The following is a 22,997-nucleotide window of genomic DNA, read 5'->3' on the forward strand; positions in this document are numbered from 1 at the left end:
GCCTGCTCGTATAGGCGGGAGGGCTTTTTTTTTTTCTTTTTCGTGGTCCTTTCTTGTCCATACATGGGGTGGGGGCGGGGGCGGGGGGGGGCCCCTCCCCCCCCCCCCCCCCCCCCCCCCCCCCCTCCGCCGGTACCAGGGTGATCAGCTCTTGCGGTGACCTATCAGCCGCGGCTTCGGCTCCAGCCCGTCCAGCCCGTGCCACGCCAGGTTCACCAGGTGCGCGGCGACCTCCGCCTTCTTCGGCTTGCGGGCGTCCAGCCACCACTGGCCCGTCAGGGCCACCATCCCCACCAGCGCCTGCGCGTACAGCGGCGCCAGCTTCGGGTCGAAGCCCCGGGCCTTGAACTCCAGGCCCAGGATGTCCTCCACCTGCGTGGCGATGTCCGAGATCAGCGAGGCGAACGTACCCGTGGACTGCGCCACCGGGGAGTCCCGGACCAGGATCCGGAAGCCGTCCGTGTACGTCTCGATGTAGTCCAGCAGCGCGAACGCCGCCTGCTCCAGGAGCTCCCGCGGGTGCCCCGCGGTCAGGGCGCCGGTCACCATGTCGAGCAGCTGGCGCATCTCGCGGTCCACGACGACCGCGTACAGACCTTCCTTGCCGCCGAAGTGCTCGTACACCACCGGCTTGGACACCCCGGCCTTCGCCGCGATCTCCTCCACCGACGTGCCTTCGAAGCCCCGCTCCGCGAAGAGGGTGCGGCCGATGTCGAGCAGCTGCTGGCGGCGCTCGGCTCCCGTCATCCGGACCCGCCGACCGCGCCTCGGTTTGTCACTACTGCTGGTACTGCTGCCGTCGATCGCCACACCGTCCATCATGCCGCGTTCGCGGCGCGGTCCTGGCGGCGGGCTTCGATCCGCGACGCGCTCGGCCAGCGCACGTCGTACGCCCAGCCCAGCTTCTCGAACCAGCGGATCAACCGCGCGCTGGAGTCGATCTGCCCGCGCATCACACCGTGACGCGCGGACGTCGGGTCGGCGTGGTGCAGGTTGTGCCACGACTCACCGCACGACAGCACCGCCAGCCACCACACGTTCCCCGAACGGTCCCGCGACTTGAACGGACGCTTGCCCACCGCGTGGCAGATCGAGTTGATCGACCACGTCACGTGGTGCAGCAGCGCCACCCGCACCAGCGAGCCCCAGAAGAACGCCGTGAACGCGCCCCACCACGACATCGTCACCAGACCGCCGACCAGCGGCGGGATCGCCAGCGACAGCACCGTCCAGCCGATGAAGCCCCGCGAGATCGCCCGGATCGCCGGGTCCTTGATCAGATCCGGTGCGTACTTCGCCTGCGGAGTGCGCTCCTCATCGAACATCCACCCGATGTGCGCCCACCACAGGCCCTTCATCAGCGCCGGCACCGTCTCCCCGAACCGCCACGGCGAATGCGGGTCGCCCTCCGCGTCCGAGAACTTGTGGTGCTTGCGGTGATCCGCCACCCACCGCACCAGCGGGCCCTCCACCGCCAGCGACCCCATGACCGCCAGCGCGATCCGCAGGGGACGCTTCGCCTTGAACGAACCGTGCGTGAAGTACCGGTGGAAACCGATCGTGATGCCGTGGCAGCCGATGAAGTACATCGCCACCAGCAGACCGAGATCCAGCCAGCTCACGCCCCAGCCCCACGCCAGCGGCACCGCCGCGAGCAGGGCCAGGAACGGCACGGTGATGAACAGCAGCAGGGCGATCTGCTCGATCGAACGCTTGTTGTCTCCGCCCAGCGTCGCGGGGGGCAGATCCGGGGAGGCGGCGGCGTCGGCCGCCGGGTCCACGGTACGGAGCGTGTCGGGGCTTGTGGTCATAGGGTCCCCAGGGGGTGAGGGATACAACGGAAAACCGGGTCCCGGGTACCCACTTCCTACGGTCCCGTAACCTACGGCGTCGTAAGTATGTCAGCGCGCGGGCGCGCGGCAAGGGGGCAGTGGACGGCGCCACACCAGGCGACACCTATCCTGGGAGTCGTCGGACAGCGCGGTCCGCGAGCTTTCAGTACCCCTCCAGACGTGCTCGAACACTGCAAGGAGCCGCACCTGTGAGCAGTGCAGACCAGACCTCCACCGCCAACGCCGAGCTGCGTTCCGACATCCGCCGACTGGGCGACCTCCTCGGCGAGACACTCGTGCGCCAGGAAGGTCCCGAGCTCCTCGAGCTCGTCGAGAAGGTCCGCCGCCTGACCCGCGAGGACGGCGAGGCCGCCGCCGAGCTGCTCGGCGACACCGACCTCCAGACCGCGGCCAAGCTCGTCCGCGCCTTCTCCACCTACTTCCACCTCGCCAACGTCACCGAGCAGGTGCACCGCGGCAAGGAACTGCGCGAGAAGCGCGCCGCCGAAGGCGGCCTCCTCGCCCGCACCGCCGACATGCTCAAGGACGGCGACCCCGAGCACGTACGCGAGACCGTCCGGAACCTCAACGTCCGGCCCGTCTTCACCGCGCACCCCACCGAGGCCGCGCGCCGCTCCGTGCTCAACAAGCTCCGCCGCATCGCCGAGCTCCTCGAAACCCCGGTCATCGCCTCCGACCGGCGCCGCCACGACCTGCGCCTGGCCGAGTCCATCGACCTCGTCTGGCAGACCGACGAGCTCCGCGTCGTCCGGCCCGAGCCCGCCGACGAAGCCCGCAACGCCATCTACTACCTCGACGAACTCCACGCCAACGCCGTCGGCGACGTCCTCGAAGACCTCGCCGCCGAACTCGAGCGCGTCGGCGTCGAGCTGCCCCCCGGCACCCGCCCCCTCACCTTCGGCACCTGGATCGGCGGCGACCGCGACGGCAACCCCAACGTCACGCCCACCGTCACCCGCGAAGTGCTGATCCTCCAGCACGAGCACGGCATCACCGACGCCATCGAGCTGATCGACCAGCTCCGCGCGCAGCTCTCCAACTCCATCCGCTACGCCGGCGCCACCCAGGACCTCCTCGACTCCCTCCAGCAGGACCTCGAGAACCTCCCCGAGATCAGCCCCCGCTACAAGCGCCTCAACGCCGAAGAGCCCTACCGGCTCAAGGCCACCTGCATCCGCCAGAAGCTCCTCAACACCCGCGAGCGCCTCGCCAAGGGCACCCCCCACCAGGAAGGCCGCGACTACCTCGGCACCGCCGAGCTGCTCGCCGACCTCACCCTGATCCAGACCTCCCTGCGCGAGCACCGCGGCGGCCTGTTCGCCGACGGCCGCCTCGACCGCACCATCCGCACCCTCGCCGCCTTCGGCCTCCAGCTCGCCACCATGGACGTACGCGAGCACGCCGACGCCCACCACCACGCCCTCGGCCAGCTCTTCGACCGCCTCGGCGAGGAATCCTGGCGCTACGCCGACATGCCGCGCGACTACCGGCAGAAGCTCCTCGCCAAGGAACTCCGCTCCCGCCGGCCCCTCGCCCCCCAGCCCGCCCCCCTCGACGCGGCCGGCACCAAGACCCTCGGCGTCTTCCTCACCATCAAGGACGCCTTCGAACGCTTCGGCCCCGAAGTCGTCGAGTCCTACATCATCTCCATGTGCCAGGGCGCCGACGACGTCTTCGCCGCCGCCGTCCTCGCCCGCGAGGCCGGACTCATCGACCTCCACGCCGGCTGGGCCAAGATCGGCATCGTGCCGCTCCTGGAGACCACCGACGAGCTCAAGGCCGCCGACGTCATCCTCAACGACATGCTCGCCGACCCCTCCTACCGGCGCCTCGTCTCCCTGCGCGGCGACGTCCAGGAGGTCATGCTCGGCTACTCCGACTCCTCCAAGTTCGGCGGCATCACCACCAGCCAGTGGGAGATCCACCGCGCCCAGCGCCGCCTGCGCGACGTCGCCCACCGCTACGGAGTCCGCCTCCGCCTCTTCCACGGCCGCGGCGGCACCGTCGGCCGCGGCGGCGGCCCCACCCACGAGGCCATCCTCGCCCAGCCCTGGGGCACCCTCGAGGGCGAGATCAAGGTGACCGAACAGGGCGAGGTCATCTCCGACAAGTACCTCATCCCCTCCCTCGCCCGGGAGAACCTGGAACTCACGGTCGCGGCCACCCTCCAGGCGTCCGCCCTGCACACCGCGCCCCGCCAGTCCGACGAGGCCCTCGCCCGCTGGGACGCGGCCATGGACACCGCCTCCGAGGCCGCCCACACCGCCTACCGCAGGCTCGTCGAGGACCCCGACCTCCCGGCGTACTTCTTCGCCTCCACCCCCGTCGACCAGCTCGCCGACCTCCACCTCGGCTCCCGGCCCTCCCGCCGCCCCGACTCCGGCGCCGGCCTCGACGGCCTGCGCGCCATCCCGTGGGTCTTCGGCTGGACCCAGTCCCGCCAGATCGTCCCCGGCTGGTACGGCGTCGGCTCCGGCCTCAAGGCCCTGCGCGAAGCCGGCCTCGACGCCGTGCTCGACGAGATGTACGAGCAGTGGCACTTCTTCCGCAACTTCCTCTCCAACGTCGAGATGACCCTCGCCAAGACGGACCTGCGGATCGCCCGCCACTACGTCGAGACCCTCGTGCCCGAAAACCTCCGGCACGTCTTCGACACCATCCGGGCCGAGCACGAGCTCACCGTCGCCGAGGTCCTGCGCGTCACCGGCGGCGAGAAGCTCCTCGACTCCAACCCCGTCCTCCAGCAGACCTTCGCCATCCGCGACGCCTACCTGGACCCCATCTCCTACCTCCAGGTCGCCCTGCTGGCCCGCCAGCGCACCGCAGCCGAACGCGGCGAAGAGCCCGATCCGCTGCTCGCCCGCGCCCTGCTGCTCACCGTCAACGGCGTCGCGGCCGGCCTGCGCAACACCGGCTGACGCACGGCGTACGGCCATACGACGAAGGGGCGCCCGGATCACCCGGGCGCCCCTCTCGCGTACACGCCTCAGAGCGCGAAGAACGTCCCCACCAGCAGCACCGCGCCCCCCAACGCCGCCGCCGAAGCCAGCCGCGGCAACCGCAACCCGCCCCCGATCACCAGCGCCGCCAGCAGCAGCGCCCCGCCCAGCGGCAGCCACGCGTGCAGACCGCCCGCCCAGCCCGTGCGGACCAGCTCCGTCGTGTCCGGCTTCACCACCACCGGATAGACACCGTCCTCGCGCACCGCGACCGTGTGCGCTATCGCCATGTCGGTACGCGGCCCCGCCGGGCCCTCCGGGTCGTACCGGCCCGTGCACACGTCCGCCGAGCAGCCCGTCACCGTCAGGACGCCGTGCTCCCGCCCCTTGGACAGCAGAACGTGCTGCGCCGTGCCCCACGACGCCCAGACGCCCGCCACCACCAGCAGCAGGGCGACCAGAGCCATGACGGCGGCACGGGCGAACGGGAGGAACGCGGAGGTCCGCTTCTTGCGCGAGGGCTTGCTCATGGGGCGCGATCCTCGGTGATACGACCACGCCCGGTCAATCTCGGTCGAGAACGGTCAGGGGACCGGTCAGGAGATCGGTCATGAAAACGATCAGGAGTTATACGCGGACTGAGCCCGCTCCAACCCCTCCGTCACCAGACACTCCACCGCATCCGCCGCCCGGTCCACGAAGTAGTCCAGCTCCTTGCGCTCCGCCGACGAGAAGTCCTTCAACACGAAGTCCGCCACCTGCATCCGCCCCGGCGGCCGCCCGATACCGAACCGCAACCGGTGATACTCCGCACCCATCGCCTTCGTCATCGACTTCAACCCGTTGTGCCCGTTGTCCCCGCCACCCAGCTTCAGCCGCAGCACGCCGTAATCGATGTCCAGCTCGTCATGGACCGCCACGATGTTGGCCGTCGGCACCTTGTAGAAATCCCGCAGCGCCGTCACCGGACCACCCGACAGATTCATGTACGACATCGGCTTCACCAGCACCACCCGCCGGCTCGCCGGACCCACGGGCCCCATCCGGCCCTCCACCACCTGCGCCTGCGCCTTCTGCGCACGCTTGAACTTCCCGCCGATCCGCTCCGCGAGGAGATCGGCCACCATGAACCCGACGTTGTGCCGATGACCGGCGTACTCAGGCCCCGGATTGCCCAGACCCACGATCAGCCAGGGGGCGCCGGCGTCCGTCGTCATGTCGTCACGTCTCCTCGTACACGTACCGGAACAGGGAAACGGGGCGGCGGGCCACAGCCCACCACCCCGTCAAGCGGAACCCGAAAGGGCTCAGGCCTCGGCGGCCTCGTCACCCTCGGCGCCCTCAGCGGCCGGCTCCTCCGCCTGCGCGGCCAGAACCTGCAGCACGACGGTGTCACCCTCGACCGCGAGCGAGGTGCCCTTCGGCAGCGGGATGTCCTTCGCCAGGACGGAGGCACCGGCCTCCAGGCCCTCGACGGAGACCGTCAGCGACTCGGGGATGTGGGTGGCCTCGGCCTCGACCGGAAGCGCGTTCAGCACGTGCTCCAGCAGGTTGCCGCCCGGGGCCAGCTCGCCCTCGGCGACGACCGGGATCTCGACGGTGACCTGCTCGCCACGCTGCACCAGCTGCAGGTCGACGTGCTCCAGGAAGCCCTTCAGCGGGTCACGCTGCACGTCCTTCGGGATCGCCAGCTCGGTGGTCTTGCCGTCGATGTCCAGAGAGATCAGGACGTTCGACGTACGCAGCGCCAGCAGCAGGTCGTGACCCGGCAGCGTCAGGTGGATCGGGTCCGAACCGTGGCCGTAGAGAACACCCGGAACCTGGTTCGCGCGGCGGATACGACGGGCCGCACCCTTGCCGAACTCGGTACGGGTCTGCGCGGTGATCTTCACCTCGGACATATGCACTCCTCGTAAGTGTCAGACGGATCAACGGTCGTGGTTACCCGGCCACGACTGGACTTGGCCTGCTACGAAGAGCGCGTCGATAACGGACCGCCGTACCGGATGAACGGGTACGGCCTCCCTCGCCGAGCAACTACACCAGCTTAACCGAAACGAAAAGGCCGCCCCGACACACGGTCGGGACGGCCTCATCACACTACCGTCAGCCCTGCTCCTCGAAGAGGCTCGTCACCGAACCGTCCTCGAACACCTCACGCACCGCACGGGCGATCGTCGGCGCGATCGACAGCACCGTGATCTTGTCGAGCTCCAGCTCACCCGGCGTCGGCAGCGTGTTCGTCAGCACGAACTCACTCACCTTCGAGTTCTTCAGACGGTCCGCCGCCGGACCCGACAGAATGCCGTGCGTCGCCGTGACGATCACGTCCTCCGCACCGTGCGCGAACAGCGCCTCGGCCGCCGCACAGATCGTGCCACCCGTGTCGATCATGTCGTCCACCAGGACACACACCCGGCCCTCGACCTCACCGACGACCTCGTGCACCGTGACCTGGTTCGCCACGTCCTTGTCACGCCGCTTGTGCACGATCGCCAGCGGCGCGTCCAGCCGGTCACACCAGCGGTCCGCCACCCGCACACGACCCGCGTCCGGAGACACGATCGTCAGCTTGTTCCGGTCGACCTTCGCACCCACGTAGTCCGCCAGCACCGGCAGCGCCGACAGATGGTCCACCGGACCGTCGAAGAAGCCCTGGATCTGGTCCGTGTGCAGGTCCACCGTCAGGATCCGGTCCGCACCCGAGCACTTCAGCAGATCCGCGATCAGACGCGCCGAGATCGGCTCACGACCACGGTGCTTCTTGTCCTGCCGCGCATAGCCGTACGACGGGATGATCACGGTGATGCTCCGGGCCGAAGCCCGCTTCAGAGCATCGATCATGATCAGCTGCTCCATGATCCACTTGTTGATCGGAGCCGTGTGGCTCTGGATCAGAAAGCAGTCCGCACCGCGCGCCGACTCCTGGAAGCGGACGTAGATCTCACCATTGGCGAAATCGAACGCCTTGGTCGGCACGAGACCGACACCCAGCTGATGTGCGACCTCCTCGGCCAGCTCGGGGTGGGCGCGGCCGGAGAAGAGCATCAGCTTCTTCTCGCCGGTCGTCTTGATCCCGGTCACAGCACTGTCTCCTCAGACGTGTTCCCTGGCCGCGAGCCACTTCCGCGCGAACCAGCCGAATTTGTGTGCACGTATCACGGTACGCCGAGTTCGACGCACCTGTTTCCGGTCAGTCCTCGCGTCGAGCCTGCTCGGAGGCCTCCGCCGCAGCCTGCGCGGCGGCACTTCCAGGACGCTTCCGCGCCACCCAACCCTCGATATTCCGCTGCTGGCCACGGGCGACGGCCAGCGAACCCGGCGGCACATCCTTCGTGATCACCGAGCCGGCGGCCGTGTAAGCCCCGTCCCCCACCGTGACAGGAGCCACAAACATGTTGTCCGAACCGGTCCGGCAGTGAGACCCGATCGTCGTGTGGTGCTTCGCCTCACCGTCGTAGTTCACGAACACACTCGCCGCGCCGATGTTCGAGTACTCACCGATCGTCGCGTCACCCACGTACGACAGATGCGGGACCTTCGACCCCTCACCCACCTGCGCGTTCTTCATCTCGACGTACGTACCCGCCTTCGACTTCGGCCCCAGGACCGTGCCCGGACGCAGATACGCGTACGGGCCCACCGACGCCGCCTCGCCGACCTCCGCGCGATCCGACACCGTGTTGTCCACCCGGGCCCCACGGCCCACCCGCGTGTCCTTCAGCCGGCAGTTCGGCCCCACCTCGGCGTCCTCCGCCAGATGCGTGGCACCCAGCAGAATCGTGTTCGGATGCACGAGCACGTCCCGCTCGAACGTCACCGTCGCGTCCACGAACACCGACGCCGGGTCCACCACCGTCACCCCGGCCATCATGGCCCGCTCCAGCAACCGCTCGTTCAGCAGCCGCCGCGCCTCCGCCAGCTGCACCCGGTTGTTGATCCCCAGGATCTCCCGGTGATCCGGCGCCACCGACGCACCCACCCGGTGCCCGGCCTCCCGCAGGATGCCGAGGACGTCCGTCAGGTACTCCTCACCCTGGCTGTTGTCCGTCCTCACCTGCCCCAGCGCCTCGGCCAGCAGCTTCCCGTCGAACGCGAACACCCCGGAGTTGATCTCCCGGATCGCCCGCTGCTCGTCGGTCGCGTCCTTGTGCTCCACGATCGCCGTCACCGCGCCGGTCCCGGCGTCGCGCACGATCCGCCCGTAGCCGGTCGAGTCCGGCACCTCGGCCGTCAGCACCGTGACGGCGTTCCCGTCCGCCGCGTGCGTCGCCGCCAGCGCGCCGAGCGTCTCGCCCGACAGCAGGGGCGTGTCCCCGCACACCACGACGACCGTCCCGTCCAGCGCCCCGGCCCCGAGCTCCTCCAACGCCATGCGCACGGCGTGCCCGGTGCCGTTCTGCTCGTACTGCACGGCGGTCCGGGTGCCCGCGTAGTACTCGTCGAGGTGCGCGGTGACCTGCTCGCGGGCGTGCCCGACGACGACGCACAGGTGCTCGGGCTCCAGCTCACGCGCCGCCGAGACGACGTGGCCGACGAGCGAACGCCCGCAGATTTCGTGCAGGACCTTGGGGGTCTTCGACTTCATGCGGGTGCCCTCACCCGCTGCGAGGACGACGACGGCTGCCGGGCGGTTGGCGCTCACGGGAATGCCCTTCGGCTTTCGGGTGGTGGACAACCGCAGGATACCGGGGGGTTTCGGGGAGGAAACGAGGGCGGGTCCTGACCGGATAGGTCAGGACCCGGCAAATATGGCGGCTCCCCCATCAGGATTTGAACCTGAACAGACGGTACCAAAAACCGCAGTGCTGCCTGATTACACCATGGGGGATTAAACCCGACTAAACCGGACATCAAGTCAGTCCGTCGGGACGGCAGCCCCTACTATGCCGTACCAAGCCCCTTCCATGCGACGGTACAGATCGGCGCTTTTGGTCACGTAGATCACCAGGCAGCCTCGGTAGGCGTCGGTCGTGTTCTTCCGTGTGGTCCTGGGGTTGTGCTTCTTGAGTGTCGCCCGCTGGAAGGTCGAGGCATCGACGCCGACCAGGTCGGCCCAGAACTTCTCGGCTTCGGCGATGTCTGCCGACTCGTGAATGCTCAGTCGGAAGCGCATTCGCTCGCGTGGCACGTCAAGGAGGGCAAGCCATCTGAGGTAGAGGGTGATCACGTTGGGGTCGCTGTTAATGAACTGCAGAGACTCGCGGCGCTGATACGTCTTGTCCTTGGCGCCTTCGGCCCAGTACAGCGTTACCCCGGCGATGAATAGCTCGCGGTCCGAAAGCTGCCCGATCGCGTCGCGCGCTGAGCGCTTGGTTGCCTCGCGCTCTTGATCTCGTGCCGCGCGGAGATGGGCGAGGCCCTTGTTCATGAGCTCGCGGCGCTCCTCGTCCGTGTAGCGCGGTTCGGGCTTCGGCAGGTCTCGCACCCACAGCGAGATTGAGCTCTTGGAGCAGCCGAGCTCCATCTGGATCTGGTCGTAGGTCATGCCCTGGAGCCGTAGCTCGCGGGCGCGGGCTCGGAGGTCGTCCTTGGCGCGGGGGCGCTTGGTCCAGTCAGGGGGTGGCTCGCCCTTCACGAGCCGGTTGAGGATGTCGTTGTTGTAGACGCCCAGGCGGTCGCGGATCTGGCGAAGGCTGAGGCCTTCTCTGCGCAGGGCGATCGCCTGCTCGCGCAGGCTCTCGAAGTCGGCGTACTTGCCGATGGCGGTGGTCACGCGGACAGCTTCGTCCGGAATGCGGACGTCCGGGTCGAATGTGCGGGCGATTCACGTGTTCGAGGGATCAGTGTGTGTTTCGGGTGCGGATCGTCCCGTTCTGTGCTGCTGGACTCGCCGGAAAACGGGTGGTCGCCGCCCGTAGGCTGGAAGACATGACCACAACGGGGGCACACCAGGACGCTGCGGGCACGACCGCCCGTGGCTGGTGGTGGTGGGGGAGACGGCGCAGTGCCGTGCTGGATGTGGCGCTGGCGTTGGTGTCGGCGTTGGAGTGTGCCGGCGAGGGGGTCGGTTTCGCGGAGAACGCGGGGCTGCCGGTGCCGGTGGGGGTGCTGTTCGGGCTGGTGGCCGGGGCGGCGTTGCTGGTGCGGCGGCGGTGGCCGATCGCCGTGGTGCTGGTGTCGATCGCGATCACGCCCGCCGAGATGGGCTACCTGATGGGGATCGTCGGGCTGTACACGCTCGCGGCTTCGGAGGTTCCTCGGCGGATCATCGCGGCGCTGGCGGGGATGTCGCTGGCGGCGGTGTTCATCGTGACGTACGTACGCGTGCGGCAGGACGTCGCGGCGGCGGACTTCGAGACGTCGTCGTGGTACGTGCCGCTGGTGTCGGTGATGTTGTCGCTGGGGTTGAACGCCCCGCCCGTGTTGTTCGGGCTGTACATAGGGGCGCGGCGGCGGCTCATGGAGAGTCTGCGGGAGCGGGCCGACAGTCTGGAGCAGGAGTTGTCGCTGCTGGCGGACCGGGCGGAGCAGCGGGCGCAGATGGCGCGGGTGGAGGAGCGGACGCGGATCGCGCGGGAGATGCACGACGTGGTGGCGCACCGGGTGAGTTTGATGGTGGTGCATGCGGCGGCGTTGCAGGCGGTGGCGTTGAAGGATCCGCAGAAGGCGGTGAAGAACGCGGCGCTGGTGGGTGACATGGGGCGGCAGGCGCTGACGGAGTTGCGGGAGATGTTGGGGGTGCTGCGGGCGACGGAGGACCGGGAGCCGGTGGCGCCTCGGGCCGTGGAGACCGTGGAGTCCGCGTCGGTGCCGCTGGAGGCCGTCGGGCGGGCGGCCGCCGCTGCCGCAGAGGCGGCGGCTGAGGACGGGCCGTGTCTGGACGCCCTGGACGAGTTGGTGGAGCAGTCGCGGCAGGCGGGCATGGTGGTGGAGCTGCGGGTGATGGGGGAGGCGCGGTCGTATGCGCCGGATGTGGAGCAGACGGCGTACCGGGTGGTGCAGGAGGCGTTGACGAACGTCCACAAGCATGCGGCGGGCGCGAAGGTGGTGGTGCGGCTGGCGCATCGGGGTGATGAGGTGGCGATGCAGGTGGAGAACGGTCCGTCGGATGGTGCGGCGGCGGATGCGGGTCTGCCGAGTGGGGGGAACGGTCTGGTGGGGATGCGGGAGCGGGTGACCGCGCTGGGTGGGGTGTTCGTGTCGGGTGCGACGGATGAGGGTGGTTTCAAGGTGTCGGCGGTGTTGCCGGTGCGGGCCGCCTAGGCCGATGCGCCGATCCGCCGATCCGCGGCGTAGCTTTCAGGGCGATGTGAGGCGCGTGGGCAGGGTGCCGGTGATGAGGGTGCCGAGGGCGTGGTCGATGTCGGGGCCGAGGTACCAGTCGCCGGCGTGGTCGAGGCTGTAGACGCGGCCTTCGGTGTCGATGGCGAGGATGGCCTGGTGGTCGGCTTCTTCGCCGAGGGGGGCGATCTCGGTTTCGAGGGCGCGGCCGAGGTCGGCGAGGCTGCGGGCGAGGTGGAGTCCGGCGAGGGGGTCGAAGTGGATGGGGGTGGGGGCGATCTGGCGGCCGGGGCCGGGGCCCGCGATGTGGAGGCCGCCGAATTCGGCCCAGGCTTCGACGGCGGCGGGGAAGACGCTGTGGCGGTGTCCGGCGGGGGAGACGTGTGCCCGGAGGGCGTCGGCCCAGTGTTCCGCCTGCTTGATGTCCCAGCGGCCGGGTTGCCATCCGGCTGCGCGGAGGGCGGCGTCGACGGGGACGGGGAAGCGGGTGGTGTTGAGGTCGGGCATGGGGGTGGGGTCAGCCGTTCCGGTCGGTGGTCGTCGGGTCGACGGGGCGTACGCCGAAGTGGGCGAGGAGTGCGGCGCAGGAGCGGCAGGGGGCGGTGTAGCTGCCGTGGAGGGGGTCGCCGTCTTCGCGGATGCGGCGTGCGGTGAGTTTGGCGTGTTTGAGGGCGCGGCGGGCTTCGCTGTGGGTGAGGGGTTTGCGTTGGGCGCGTTTGGAGCGGTTGGTCTCGGTGGCGGTGAGGTGGCGTGAGAGGAGGATGGCTTCGGGGCAGCGGCCGGTGAAGCGTTCGCGTTGGCCGCTGGTGAGGGTGTCGAGGAAGTCCTGGACGAGGGGGTGCAGGGCGGGTGGGCGGTTGCCGCGCCCGGCGGTGCAGGTGAGGGTTTCGCCGCGTACGGAGAGGGCGGCGCCGACGGTGGGGAGTATGCCGTCGCGGCGGTGGCGCAGGGTGGGGGTGCGGTCGGGGGTGCTGCTGCTCCAGGTGAGGCGGGGGTCGCCGGTGGCGGGCGTCCCGCTGGTCCCGGCAGCCCCGGCAGCCCCGGCGGTCCCGGCAGCCCCGGCGGTGCCTGGAGTCCCGCCGGTCGTGCCGACCGCGGGTGTGGTCGCTGGTTGCGCTGTGTACATGGTGCTTGTCGTCCCCTCTGCAATCCCCCGAGTTGCGATCAACAGCCTGCCAAATGGGTGAGGTGATGGGGAAGCGGGGGCGCTGAAACGTGTGATCGGTGTGTCGTGGGGTCGCCAGTGGGTCACCTGGGGGTGACGTCGGGTCACTGAAACGGAGGACGGGTTCCCCCTGTTGCCCCACCGCATAGGCTGTGCGGACCAAGCCAGCAGCAGCAGGGGGCAACCGCCATGACGACAGGTCGGCTCGGGCAGCAGCATGCCGCGCCACCGAACGCGGCCTACGCCGGGCAGGTCGTGCATTTCCCGGACCCGGTGCGTGCCGCTCGGCACCCCAGGGGTGTGCGGGTGGACGAGCACGGGCGTCCGGTCTTCTCGCCGTACGCGCGTGCGGCCGCGGAGATCGCCGATCCGCCGGAGGGTTTCGGTGTCGACGAGCTGCGGCTGACGGACTACGTGTCGGCGAACGCGGCGCTCGCGGCGTCGGGGCACGAGCTGTGGGACACGATTCCGGCGGTGGCGACGCCGCACGGCTGGACGTGGCACCACGTGGCGGGCACGCGCCGGATGGAGCTGGTGCCGGTGGAGGTGAAGGCGCTGCTGCGGCACCACGGTGGGCTGGCGACGGCCGCGGTGGACCACGGCAAGCGCGGTACGCGGCCGCTGCAGGAGACCCGTCCGGCGCATTTCGGGTTGCCGAAGGGTGCGCTGTCGGTGTCCGAGGCGCAGGTGCAGGGCGTGGAGGAGGACCTCGGTTACCGGTTGCCGGGTGCGTACCGGTCGTTCCTGAAGGCGGCGGGTGGCTGTGCGCCGGTGGGTGCGGCGCTCGACGCGGAGCTGGGGCTGCTGGTGGACCAGCCGTTCTTCACGGTGCGTGAGGAGGCGGCGGTCAATGACCTGGTGTACGTGAACAAGTGCCTGCGGGACCATCTGACGAAGGATTACCTGGGTGTCGGTTTCGTCCAGGGCGGGATCCTCGCGGTCAAGGTGAGGGGCGCGGGTGCGGGGTCGGTGTGGTTCTGCGCGTATGACGACGCGCGGGATCAGGACGGTTTGACGGTGCAGGAGCGCGTGGAGCGGTTGCTGTTGCCGTGTGGGGCGGATTTCGACGAGTTCTTGCAGCGGTTGGCGGGCAATCCGCCGGAGCTGGAGACGGTGGCGAACCTGATGGTGGACGGCGGCTTCGCGCGGGCCGTCCCGGTTTCGGACGAGGGGTGACGGTTCGGTGGTGACCTTCGCGCAGGCGCAGGAGCGCGCGGAAGAGTGGGTCAACGGCGACGTGCCCGCGTACCAGCACCGTGAGGTGCGGGTGCGGGAGTTCGAGCTGGGGTTCGTGGTGTGGGCGGAGGACCGTGAGGAGGGGCCGACGTCGGACGGCGGCCGCCAGCGGTTGGTGATCGCCCGGGACAGCGGCGAGGCCACGCTGTGGCCGGGGTTGCCGGTGGGTGAGGTGATCCGCCGGTACGAGGAGGAGTACGGGGCTCCGCCGGCCGACGCGGCCCCGGCGGCGGCGCCCGCGCCGGAGCGCATCGACCTGAACCAGACGTCGTTCCTGTTGACGCCGCCGGAGTGGCTGCAGGACGCGGCGGACAGGCGGGGCATTCCGCGGGCGGAGCCTTCGGAGCCCGCGCCTGCGCCTGCGCCCGCGCCCGCTGCAGGGGCTTCGGTGAGTGCGCCTGCCGAGGACGTGTGGGCCCCTCCGTCGGGCGGAGGTACGCGCGGGGGTGTCGACTACGAGCCGACCGCTTCCGACGGCGTACCGGCCGCGCCCGCCACGCCGTCGTGGAACGACACCAGTGGGGGGAACGGCAGCGGGGACGACGGGTCCGTGCCGCTGCCCGCGACCGTGTTCGCGCCGCCGTTGACCGGGGCGGACGATGACGAGACGCCGCCGCCGGCGGTCGGCGCCGACGCGCCGACGGCGCTGCTGCCGGGCGGCAGCCAGCTGCCGCGTACCGCCATCGCGCCCGCGCTGGACCCGCAGTCCCTGCCCGATGCCGCGCCGGGTGCGCCGGGTGCGCCGGGGCTGTCGGCGGGTGAGATCGCGGACGCCGCGACCAGCAAGGCCGTCCTGCCGCCGCGTGCCGCGCGGGCCTCGCGGGGTGCCGGTGCGACGCCTCCTCCGCCGCCGGGTGCGCCCGGTGCGCCGGGGGTCAGGCCGCCCGCGTCGGGCCCGGGTGCTCCGGGTGCGCCTGCCGGGGGCTACGTACCGACGCAGCTGGTGGCGCAGTTGGGTCCCGAGGGTCCGAAGCCGCCTGCGCCTCCCGCGCCGTCGGCTCCGCCCGGGGCGACGCCGCCGCCGGGGGGTGGGGTGCACCACGCCGCGACGATGCTGGCGCACCCGGGTCCCGGGGGGCCTGGAGGGCCTGGGGGTCCGCCGCCGCCTCCGGCGCCGCCGGGGCCGGTCGGTGGCGACGCGCACCATGCGGCGACGATGCTGGCCCATCCGGGGCCGGGCGGTATCGGTTCTGCAGCCGGTACCGGTGGTGCCGGTGGTGCGGGTGGTCCGCAGCCGCCGGCTCCGCCCGGGCCTCCCGGGGCTCCGGGGGCGCCGCGGCCGCCGGGTGCCACGCCGCCGCCGGGCGGTGGGGTGCACCATGCGGCGACGATGCTGGCGCAGCCGGGGCCCGGCGGGCCGCAGCCTCCGGCGCCGCCCGCGCCCGCGCCCGCCGCGCCGGCGTTCCCGCAGCCGCCGATGGGCCAGCCGATGGGCCAGCCGATGGGCCAGCCCATGGGTCCGCCCCCGGGGCAGCCGTCCGGGCAGCCGACCGTCGGTCCGGGCTATCAGGCCGTGTTGCGCTACCGCGCGCCCGACGGCTCCGAGCAGCAGCTCATCCGTCGTTCGGCGCCCGGTACGCCGCACCCCGAGTGGCAGATGTTCCATGAGCTGCGTGCCATGAACATCCCGCCGGACCAGGTGCTGGAGCTGCACACCGAGCTGGAGTCGTGCGATCTGCCCGGCGGCTACTGCGCCCGGATGATCCGGGAGACCTGGCCGCAGGCGCGGATCACGTCGATCGCCTCGTACGGGCGTGACCACGCGAGCCGTCAGCAGGGCATGGCGCAGCTCATCGCGCACCACGGTGAGCTGCACCAGGTCGCGGACGGTCCGGCGCGTCCGGCGCCGCTGCGTGCTCCGCTGCCGCCGGTGCAGCCCGCGCCGCCGATCCCGCCGGAGGGCATCGCGCAGGAGCTGGCGGGGGCGTTCGGGCCGCAGGGCATCTGCCGGTTCGACCAGCGGGCGGTGTCGCGGCAGGGGGTGCCGGAGCTGGTGGCGCGCACGCTCGTGTGGGCGGGCCTGCCGGCGGACTTCGGGCCGTTCTTCTGGGCGCAGCCCGCGCAGCCGGTCGTGCCGACGCTCGCGGAGCTGGCGGCGCAGCGGCAGGTGCAGCCGGCGGGTGACGCGGGTTCGTACCTGGTGCTGGGCTCGGACTTCGGGCGGGCGCTGTGTGTGCAGTACGGGACCGCCCACATCGTCGCCGTACCGGTGGAGGCGGGTCCGGGTGGTCAGCCGGTGGCGCCGCAGTTCGTGAACAGCGGGTTGCCGGAGTTCACGCGGTGCCTGGCGCTGCTGGGGCGGATGTGGCGGCTGCGGTTCGGGCTGACGCCGGAGCAGGCGGGGCGGTGGACCGTCGACTTCCAGGCGCAGCTGGCGATGCTGGACCCGGCGGCGCTGGCGTCGCCGGAGAGCTGGTGGTCGGTGCTGCTGGAGCAGATGTGGGACGGCTTGCTGTGAGGTGAGCCGGAGGGGGGTGGGGGTGACCGGCTTGCACCCGGCAGGCCGGTCATTACGTCCCTTTTTGTGATGATTGACGCATTCTGGGCCTATGAGTCCTGACACTGCATCAACATCACCGCACGGGTTCGGGGTCGTGGCCAAGGGGCGGGGCTACCGCCCGAAGGACGTCGACCACTACATCGGCCAGCTCTCGGCGGACCGCGACGGCGCGTGGGAGCGCGCGGCGCGGCTGACCGTACTGGCCAAGGAGATGGACAAGGAGGCCGCCCGGCTGCGGGAGGTCGTCGCCGGGCTGAAGCCGCAGCGGTACGAGTCGCTCGGGCCGCAGGCCCAGCAGCTGCTGGTGCTCGCGGAGGAGGAGGCCGGGGCGGTACGGGCCGGGGCGGCCGCCGAGGCGCAGGCCATGGCCGACGCGGCGGACGAGGCGGGGCGGCAGGCCCGGGACGCGGCGCGCGAGGCGGCGGACGCGCTGCGGGCGGCGGCGGAGGAGGAGGCCGCGCAGATCCTGCTCGCGGCCCGGGAGAAGGCGCAGGAGGTACGGGCCGAGGCCCGGGCGGAGGCCGAGCGTACGCGCGGCGAGGCGCAGGCGGAGCTCCGGCAGGTGCGGGAGCGCACGGAGGCGCTGATGGCGGCGCAGCAGAAGGTGCACGCGGAGCAGCGCGAGACGGCGGAGCAGGAGCTGGCCGAGCGGCGCGCGGAGGAGAAGGAACGGCTGGCGGGGCTCATCGCGGAGGCGGAGGGCCACTTGGCGGAGGCCGAGAAGGTGTACGCCGAGGCGGAGGAGATGGCCCGTCAGCGCGAGCGGGAGGCGGAGGCGCGGGCGGCGGAGCTGCTGGCCGAGGCGCGCGTGGAGGAGCAGCGCGTGGAGCAGGAGACCGAGCGGCTGCTGCTGGAGCACGCGGAGACACGCGAGGGGCTGCGGGAGCACATGGCCCACGTGAGGGAAAGCCTCGCGACCCTGACGGGCCGCCCGGCGGATCCGGACCCGGACGCGGCGTGAGCCGTACGCGACGGACGGGCCTCGGTCCGGGTGCGTACGGGACCCGGGGCTCGCAGCCCTCTTGACGGTGTGGGTGCGGGACGCACGGGCCTCGGGTCCGGGACCGTACGCGCCCGCGGCTCATGGCCCTCGTGGCGGCGTGGGTGCGGGAGGCACGGGCCCCGGGGCTCGCGGCGGGTCGGGGTCCCGGCGGCGGGGCCCGCGGCCCCGGCGCCGCCGTGGTGGGCACGGGGCCAGCCGCCCCTGCCCACACGGTGCCGCGCCCGCACCGCCCTCCGGGCGGGTGCCGTGCGGAGCCCCCGGTCCGCCGGGGCGGGGCGGCGGGGGCTGACGCCCGCCGCCCGTCCTACCCCGCCGTCCTGGGTGACGTCGCGCGCCGGGTCGTCACGTAGCGGTGGACGGCCCAGGCGGCGCCGGTCGCCGCGGCCGTCCAGACGAGGGCCTCGGCCACCAGGATCTGCGGGGTGAGGACGGGGCCCGGCCGGGGCGGGAGCAGGAGCATCTGGGCGGCCGCCCCGACCGGTACGGTCAGCCCGGCGAGCAGGCCGGCCGTCCCAGGGCGCCGGATCGACGCGCCCACGGCACCGAGCGCGGGCCCGAGCAGCACGCTCGCCGTCCACCACAGGGCCAGGTCGCCCGCGTACCAGGTGAGCGGCTCACCGCGGACCATGGAGTCCGTGAGGTAGTACGTCGTCGTCGCCGCGAGCAGCGCCAGCGCGCCGGTCACCGCCCCGCGGGCCGGGCTCGCGGCCGCGAGGCCCATCAGCACCGCGAGGGCGGCCCAGGCCCAGCCGACGTCCATCAGCAGGCTGAGCACCTTGGCCGCATCGCCCCAGACGGTGCCCGCCAGAGGGACGCCGAGCCAGATGTACGGGGAGGAGAGCGCGTTGACGACAGAGGTGGCCGCCCCGAAAGCCGCCCCACCCGCAGCGCCACCCGCGAGACCCGCCACGATCGTCTTCATGCCGAACCGCATCCCCAACGTCATGCCGGAGAAGATGCGGTCCGCGCCCGGCGCGTTCACTCGTCGGCCGACAGAACCGGGAAGCGGCGCGGCGCGAGGATCAGCAGGACGAGGAGGGCGAGGAGCGCGGCGCCCGCGGCGGCGGTGAAGACGTGGTCGACGGCCGCGTCCACCGCCCGGGGCGTGAGCGTCGCCGGGTCGTTGAGGTCGCCGGAGGGCAGGCGGACGGTGAGTACGGCGTTGGCGAGGGCGCCGAAGAGGGCGGCGCCGAGGCTCTGGCCGACCTGGCGGCAGAAGAGCACGGACGCGGTCGTGGTGCCGCGCTCGGACCAGGGGACCGTGGACTGGACGCCCACGATCAGCGGCAGCTGGAAGAGGCCGAGCGCCCCGCCGAGCAGCAGCATGATCAGGGCGGGCTGCCACGGCTCGCCGGGGTAGGGCAGCAGGGGGAAGGCCAGCAGGACCAGCATGGCCAGCGTGATGCCGGTGACCGCGGTGAGGCGGAAGCCGATGCGGGTGTAGAGGCGGTTGGAGAAGGCCGCGGTGATGGGCCAGGACAGGGTCATCGCGGAGAGGACGAACCCGGCGGCGATGGGGCCGAGACCCAGGACGGTCTGGGCGTACGTGGGGACGAAGACGGTCGGGGCCACCATCAGCAGGCCCAGCGCGCCGAGGGCGAGGTTCACGGCCGCGATGGTGCGGCGGCGCCAGACCCAGCCGGGGATGATCGGGTCGGCCGCCCGGCGTTCGATGACGACGGCCAGGGCGGCGAGCAGCGCGGCGCCCGCGAAGAGGGCCAGGGACGGGGCGGATAGCCACGGCCAGGCGACGCCGCCCTGGACGAGGGCGGTGAGCAGGAGCGTCCCGGTGGCGAAGACGGCGAGGGCGCCGGGCCAGTCGACGCGTACCGGCGTCGTCCGCGGACGGGCGGGCTCCACCAGGTGGCGGGCGACCAGCCAGAGGGCGAGGGCGCCGACCGGGAGGTTGACGAGGAAGATCCAGCGCCAGTCGGCGTACCCGGCGAGCAGGCCGCCCACCGCGGGGCCGGCGACGGCAGAGGTCGCCCAGACGGTGGAGAGCCGCGCCTGGATCCTGGGGCGCTCCTTGAGCGGGTAGAGGTCGGCCGCGATGGTCTGCACGGTGCCCTGCAGGGCACCGCCGCCGAGTCCCTGGACGATGCGGAACGCGATCAGGGAGGCCATGTTCCAGGCGGCGGCGCAGAGGAGGGAGCCGAGGAGGAAGAGGATGATGCCGGCGATGAGGACGGGCTTGCGGCCGAAGGTGTCGGAGAGCTTGCCGTAGACGGGGAGGGTGACGGTCGCGGCGAGGAGGTAGCCGGAGAAGAGCCAGGAGAAGACGGAGAGGCCGCCGAGGTCGCCGACGATCTGCGGTACGGCGGTGGCGATGACGGTGCCGTCGAGCGCGGCCAGCGCCATGCCGAGCATGAGCGCGGCGACGACCGGGCCGCGTCGGCCGCGGGTGCCGGGCGGGGCGGGGGTGGTGGGGCCCGTGTCCGGGGACGCGGCGTCGGGTATCGCGTCGGTCACCGAGTCGGGTCCTTTCCCTATGCATGTATATCCGTCGGCCCAGCTTCTCACCCCGCCCCGCGGATGGAGAAGCCCCGGCGAGCCGTCCGGTGGTCAGGCGCGGCGTTCGAGGAGTACGAAGCCGGCCGCCGTGTCCGCCGCGTGGTAGCGGGCGTCGGGGTGGAGCCGCTCGGCGTAGGCGAGCGGGTCGCGGACCCAGCCGGAGGCGTTGTCGATGGCGATCCACTCCGGGGCGGGGTTGCGCGGGTCACCGATCCACAGGACCCGGCAGCGGCCCGCGAGGCGGCTGATGGGGCCGACGTTCGCCTCCACGGTGGCGCCGTCCGGGATCCGGGACAGCAGCTGTTCGGCGGCGACGGCCCGGGGTGGTTCGCGGTAGGTCCGCGCCTCGGTGAGCGACGCCAGGGGCAGCGTGGCGGTCAGGGCGAGCGCGGCCGCGGCGGTGCACGCGGGCAGCCGGTCCGCGTACGTACGCAGCCACGGGCGTGGGCTGCGGCGCGCGAGGTCGGCGGCGTCGGTGAGGGCGAGGAAGAGCACCGGCATCAGGACGGCGCTGTAGTGCCACGCGGTGGACCAGTAGTGGGGGTCGCCCGAGAGGAAGCGCCAGCCGAGGGTGGGGACGGCGGCCAGGAGGAGCGGGGAGCGCAGGGCGAGCAGGCCGCTGGTGGGCAGCAGGACCCAGGCGAGGGTGCGCAGCTTCGTCTCGGCGCCGGTGAAGGGCCCGGGCCCGTCGCCGAGCTTGGTCCAGTAGTCGTAGCCGCCGGTCGGGTTGAAGGCCGGGATGACGGCGGTGAGGGTGAGGAGGGTGGCGGCGGCGCCGAGGAACGCGACCCCGAGCGCGTACGCGGCGGTACGCGGCGCGGTGCGCCGGGCCCGCCAGGCGACGACGAGCGCGAGGGCCGCGAGGGTGGCGCCCAGGTCCTCCTTGACCAGGACGAGGGGTGCCGCCCACAGCAGGGCGGCCCGCCACCGGGCCCGGAGGACCGCCTCCAGGGAGAAGGCGATCAGCGGGACGGCGAAGCAGATCTCGTGGAAGTCGAAGTCGGCCGCCCGCTGGATGCCCCACGACAGCCCGTAGGCGGTGCCGATGGCGAGACCGGGGCCCCGGCCGAGCAGGCGGGTCGCGGCGCGGGTGACGGGGACGGCGGCGAGCGCGAACAGCGCGGCCTGGGCGACCAGGAGGGTGACCGGGGTGGGGAAGAGCCGGTAGGCGGGGGCCAGCAGGGCGGTGACGGGGCTGAAGTGGTCGCCGAGGACGTTGACGCCCGGGCCCTTGAGGTCGGCGACCGGCGCCTGGAGGTGGGCGTAGCCGCGTACGGCCTGCTCGAAGATGCCCAGGTCCCAGGAGCGGGTCTCCATGCGGCGGTAGCGCAGGACGGAGAGCGCGGTGTACGCGGCGAAGAGCACGAGCGCGAGGAGGTGGGGGAGGTGAGGGGTGCGGCCGCCCGCCGGGTCGGGTCGCGGGGCGGGCGGCCGGGGTATCGGCTCCGGCTTCGGTATCGGTCCGGTGCGGTCGGTGGGGTGCGGGGCGACGGCGACTCCACGCATGCGTCGGGGACTCCTTCGGGTCACTTACGGGTTGCGGGACCCGAGGGGCGGTGGCGGTACGGACGAGGGGAAGGCGGTCGGGGTGAGGGAGGGCGTGGGGGTGGTGGCCGGGGTCGACGCCGGGGTCGAGGGCCACGAGGGGTACGAGGTCGCGGGCGAGGGCGGGTACGAGGGGGAGGGGGAGGGCGCGGGCGACGGCGGTGTCGCGGGCGCGGCCGGCGGGTCGGGCCGGAGGGCGAGCGCGGTGAGGGTGCCCGTCGCGGCCAGGACGCACACGGCGGTCGCCGCCGCGGCGGCCAGCGTACGGCCGCGTCGCCGCCGTCCCCGTGCGACCACCTCGGCGGGCGGGGCGGGCACGGCGCGGCGGGCGCCCCGGTCGGCGGCCCGCTTCAGCGCCGTGGCGAGGGCTTCGTCCCTGTGCTGCTGGTCAGACACCGTGCTCCTCCTCTGTCAGGGCCTCGGTGAGGTGGGGCGCGAGGGCGGCCCTGGCCCGGGACAGGTGCGTCTTGACGGTCCCGGTGGCGATGCCGGTCTCGGCGGCGACCTGCTCCACGGTCAGGTCGCACACGTAGTGCAGGACGGCGACGCGCCGCTGGCGTTCGGAGAGCGTGCGCAGCGCCGCCACCAGGGCGACCGGTCCGGCGTCGGGCGCGGGCGCGGTGTCCCGCAGCCCGGCGCCGTGGCGGCGCCACGCCTCGGCGGCCCGGCGCCCGCGTCGCCACCTGCTGACGGCGAGCCGCCACGCCACGGTGCGGATCCACGCCTCGGGCCCCGCGTCGCGTACGAGCCGCGACCGGCGCCCCCAGGCCCGTACGAACGCCTCCTGGACCACGTCCTGGGCCTCGTGGAGGTCGCCGGTCATCAGGTAGAGCTGGCCGACGAGCCGCGTGACGGAGTGCGCGTAGAGGTCGTGGAACTCCTCTTCGGTCAATGCGGCTCCCAGCGGCGCGGGTGGAATCGGGCGGAACGGGTTTCGTGACGTATACGCAGGGGGACACGGTTCCGGTTGACATCGGGGTGGCACGTGTCCGGGACGGGCCGGGGGTTGTTTCGAACGCGG

At 72.1% G+C, this 22,997-nt stretch carries 20 protein-coding genes and 1 tRNA gene; 5 read left to right on the forward strand and 16 right to left on the reverse strand.

Annotated elements, in window-relative coordinates:
• Positions 1-144: 144 nt before the first annotated feature.
• A complete protein-coding gene (locus AC07FJ_RS17930; protein ID WP_084899105.1) occupies positions 145-822 on the reverse strand; it encodes a TetR/AcrR family transcriptional regulator in 678 nt (225 codons plus the stop codon).
• Complete coding sequence (locus AC07FJ_RS17935; protein WP_479049968.1) at positions 819-1,811, reverse strand: acyl-CoA desaturase; 993 nt, start codon at positions 1,809-1,811, stop codon at positions 819-821. Before AC07FJ_RS17935 ends, AC07FJ_RS17930 begins: the two co-directional genes overlap by 4 nt.
• A gap of 230 nt (positions 1,812-2,041) precedes the next feature.
• Between AC07FJ_RS17935 and ppc the strand changes: the two genes are divergently transcribed.
• The gene (gene ppc / locus AC07FJ_RS17940; RefSeq protein WP_479049970.1) at positions 2,042-4,771 is read left to right on the forward strand and encodes a phosphoenolpyruvate carboxylase; all 2,730 of its coding nucleotides are present in this window, start codon (positions 2,042-2,044) and stop codon (positions 4,769-4,771) included.
• Positions 4,772-4,839: 68 nt separating this feature from the next.
• On the opposite strand, the gene AC07FJ_RS17945 is transcribed toward ppc, so the two are convergent.
• The 7 genes from AC07FJ_RS17945 to AC07FJ_RS17975 form a co-directional block, all read right to left on the reverse strand.
• A complete protein-coding gene (locus AC07FJ_RS17945; RefSeq protein ID WP_479049972.1) occupies positions 4,840-5,322 on the reverse strand; it encodes a hypothetical protein in 483 nt (160 codons plus the stop codon).
• Positions 5,323-5,412: 90 nt separating this feature from the next.
• Positions 5,413-6,009, reverse strand: a complete 597-nt coding sequence (gene pth, locus AC07FJ_RS17950; RefSeq protein WP_479049974.1) for an aminoacyl-tRNA hydrolase — start codon at positions 6,007-6,009, stop codon at positions 5,413-5,415.
• Between the two features lie 90 nt (positions 6,010-6,099).
• The gene (locus AC07FJ_RS17955) at positions 6,100-6,693 is read right to left on the reverse strand and encodes a 50S ribosomal protein L25/general stress protein Ctc (protein ID WP_479049976.1); all 594 of its coding nucleotides are present in this window, start codon (positions 6,691-6,693) and stop codon (positions 6,100-6,102) included.
• A 205-nt stretch (positions 6,694-6,898) separates the two neighbouring features.
• Positions 6,899-7,876, reverse strand: coding sequence for a ribose-phosphate diphosphokinase (locus AC07FJ_RS17960; protein ID WP_031068797.1), 978 nt, complete (start codon positions 7,874-7,876; stop codon positions 6,899-6,901).
• A gap of 109 nt (positions 7,877-7,985) precedes the next feature.
• The gene (glmU, locus tag AC07FJ_RS17965) at positions 7,986-9,437 is read right to left on the reverse strand and encodes a bifunctional UDP-N-acetylglucosamine diphosphorylase/glucosamine-1-phosphate N-acetyltransferase GlmU (RefSeq protein WP_479049978.1); all 1,452 of its coding nucleotides are present in this window, start codon (positions 9,435-9,437) and stop codon (positions 7,986-7,988) included.
• A 113-nt stretch (positions 9,438-9,550) separates the two neighbouring features.
• A tRNA-Gln gene (locus AC07FJ_RS17970) sits at positions 9,551-9,623 on the reverse strand.
• A 27-nt stretch (positions 9,624-9,650) separates the two neighbouring features.
• Positions 9,651-10,508, reverse strand: a complete 858-nt coding sequence (locus AC07FJ_RS17975) for a hypothetical protein (RefSeq protein WP_479049980.1) — start codon at positions 10,506-10,508, stop codon at positions 9,651-9,653.
• 155 nt (positions 10,509-10,663) lie between these two features.
• Here AC07FJ_RS17975 and AC07FJ_RS17980 point away from each other — a divergent pair, with 155 nt between their 5' ends.
• Positions 10,664-11,998: a sensor histidine kinase gene (locus AC07FJ_RS17980; protein ID WP_479049982.1), complete on the forward strand. Its 1,335-nt coding sequence runs from the start codon at positions 10,664-10,666 to the stop codon at positions 11,996-11,998.
• A 36-nt stretch (positions 11,999-12,034) separates the two neighbouring features.
• On the opposite strand, the gene AC07FJ_RS17985 is transcribed toward AC07FJ_RS17980, so the two are convergent.
• Together AC07FJ_RS17985 and AC07FJ_RS17990 are read right to left on the reverse strand one after the other, a co-directional pair.
• Positions 12,035-12,523 carry an SUKH-3 domain-containing protein gene (locus AC07FJ_RS17985; RefSeq protein ID WP_479049984.1) on the reverse strand — a complete coding sequence of 163 codons (489 nt, stop codon included), beginning with the start codon at positions 12,521-12,523 and terminating at the stop codon, positions 12,035-12,037.
• A 10-nt stretch (positions 12,524-12,533) separates the two neighbouring features.
• A complete protein-coding gene (locus AC07FJ_RS17990) occupies positions 12,534-13,142 on the reverse strand; it encodes a YwqJ-related putative deaminase (protein WP_479049986.1) in 609 nt (202 codons plus the stop codon).
• A 228-nt stretch (positions 13,143-13,370) separates the two neighbouring features.
• Here AC07FJ_RS17990 and AC07FJ_RS17995 point away from each other — a divergent pair, with 228 nt between their 5' ends.
• The 3 genes from AC07FJ_RS17995 to AC07FJ_RS18005 all read left to right on the forward strand — a co-directional run bounded on the left by AC07FJ_RS17995 (position 13,371) and on the right by AC07FJ_RS18005 (position 17,878).
• Positions 13,371-14,357, forward strand: a complete 987-nt coding sequence (locus AC07FJ_RS17995) for an SMI1/KNR4 family protein (RefSeq protein ID WP_479049988.1) — start codon at positions 13,371-13,373, stop codon at positions 14,355-14,357.
• Positions 14,358-14,364: 7 nt separating this feature from the next.
• Positions 14,365-16,875: an SUKH-4 family immunity protein gene (locus AC07FJ_RS18000; RefSeq protein ID WP_479049990.1), complete on the forward strand. Its 2,511-nt coding sequence runs from the start codon at positions 14,365-14,367 to the stop codon at positions 16,873-16,875.
• Positions 16,876-17,011: 136 nt separating this feature from the next.
• On the forward strand, positions 17,012-17,878 hold the full coding sequence (locus AC07FJ_RS18005; RefSeq protein WP_479049992.1) for a cellulose-binding protein: 867 nt from the start codon (positions 17,012-17,014) through the stop codon (positions 17,876-17,878).
• Positions 17,879-18,224: 346 nt separating this feature from the next.
• On the opposite strand, the gene AC07FJ_RS18010 is transcribed toward AC07FJ_RS18005, so the two are convergent.
• The 5 genes from AC07FJ_RS18010 to AC07FJ_RS18030 form a co-directional block, all read right to left on the reverse strand.
• Positions 18,225-18,866 (reverse strand): hypothetical protein, encoded by a 642-nt coding sequence (locus AC07FJ_RS18010; protein ID WP_479049994.1) that lies wholly within the window; start codon positions 18,864-18,866, stop codon positions 18,225-18,227.
• A gap of 32 nt (positions 18,867-18,898) precedes the next feature.
• Positions 18,899-20,410, reverse strand: coding sequence for an MFS transporter (locus AC07FJ_RS18015; protein ID WP_479050200.1), 1,512 nt, complete (start codon positions 20,408-20,410; stop codon positions 18,899-18,901).
• 72 nt (positions 20,411-20,482) lie between these two features.
• Complete coding sequence (locus AC07FJ_RS18020; protein ID WP_479049996.1) at positions 20,483-21,937, reverse strand: DUF2079 domain-containing protein; 1,455 nt, start codon at positions 21,935-21,937, stop codon at positions 20,483-20,485.
• 24 nt (positions 21,938-21,961) lie between these two features.
• Positions 21,962-22,372 carry a hypothetical protein gene (locus tag AC07FJ_RS18025; protein ID WP_479049997.1) on the reverse strand — a complete coding sequence of 137 codons (411 nt, stop codon included), beginning with the start codon at positions 22,370-22,372 and terminating at the stop codon, positions 21,962-21,964.
• Positions 22,365-22,868 carry a SigE family RNA polymerase sigma factor gene (locus AC07FJ_RS18030; protein WP_468289154.1) on the reverse strand — a complete coding sequence of 168 codons (504 nt, stop codon included), beginning with the start codon at positions 22,866-22,868 and terminating at the stop codon, positions 22,365-22,367. The genes AC07FJ_RS18025 and AC07FJ_RS18030 overlap by 8 nt, the downstream gene beginning before the upstream one ends.
• Positions 22,869-22,997: the final 129 nt, after the last annotated feature.

It is taken from the genome of Streptomyces sp. NPDC045998 (assembly GCF_056430285.1).

Bases quoted from the DNA above. Each gene is read 5' to 3' on its own strand.
- AC07FJ_RS17930 (WP_084899105.1), bottom strand. From the start codon at position 822: ATGATGGACGGTGTGGCGATCGACGGCAGCAGTACCAGCAGTAGTGAC.
- AC07FJ_RS17935 (WP_479049968.1), bottom strand. From the start codon at position 1,811: ATGACCACAAGCCCCGACACGCTCCGTACCGTGGACCCGGCGGCCGAC.
- AC07FJ_RS17945 (WP_479049972.1), bottom strand. From the start codon at position 5,322: ATGAGCAAGCCCTCGCGCAAGAAGCGGACCTCCGCGTTCCTCCCGTTC.
- pth (WP_479049974.1), bottom strand. From the start codon at position 6,009: ATGACGACGGACGCCGGCGCCCCCTGGCTGATCGTGGGTCTGGGCAAT.
- AC07FJ_RS17955 (WP_479049976.1), bottom strand. From the start codon at position 6,693: ATGTCCGAGGTGAAGATCACCGCGCAGACCCGTACCGAGTTCGGCAAG.
- AC07FJ_RS17980 (WP_479049982.1), top strand. From the start codon at position 10,664: ATGACCACAACGGGGGCACACCAGGACGCTGCGGGCACGACCGCCCGT.
- AC07FJ_RS17985 (WP_479049984.1), bottom strand. From the start codon at position 12,523: ATGCCCGACCTCAACACCACCCGCTTCCCCGTCCCCGTCGACGCCGCC.
- AC07FJ_RS17990 (WP_479049986.1), bottom strand. From the start codon at position 13,142: ATGTACACAGCGCAACCAGCGACCACACCCGCGGTCGGCACGACCGGC.
- AC07FJ_RS17995 (WP_479049988.1), top strand. From the start codon at position 13,371: ATGACGACAGGTCGGCTCGGGCAGCAGCATGCCGCGCCACCGAACGCG.
- AC07FJ_RS18010 (WP_479049994.1), bottom strand. From the start codon at position 18,866: ATGACGTTGGGGATGCGGTTCGGCATGAAGACGATCGTGGCGGGTCTC.
- AC07FJ_RS18020 (WP_479049996.1), bottom strand. From the start codon at position 21,937: ATGCGTGGAGTCGCCGTCGCCCCGCACCCCACCGACCGCACCGGACCG.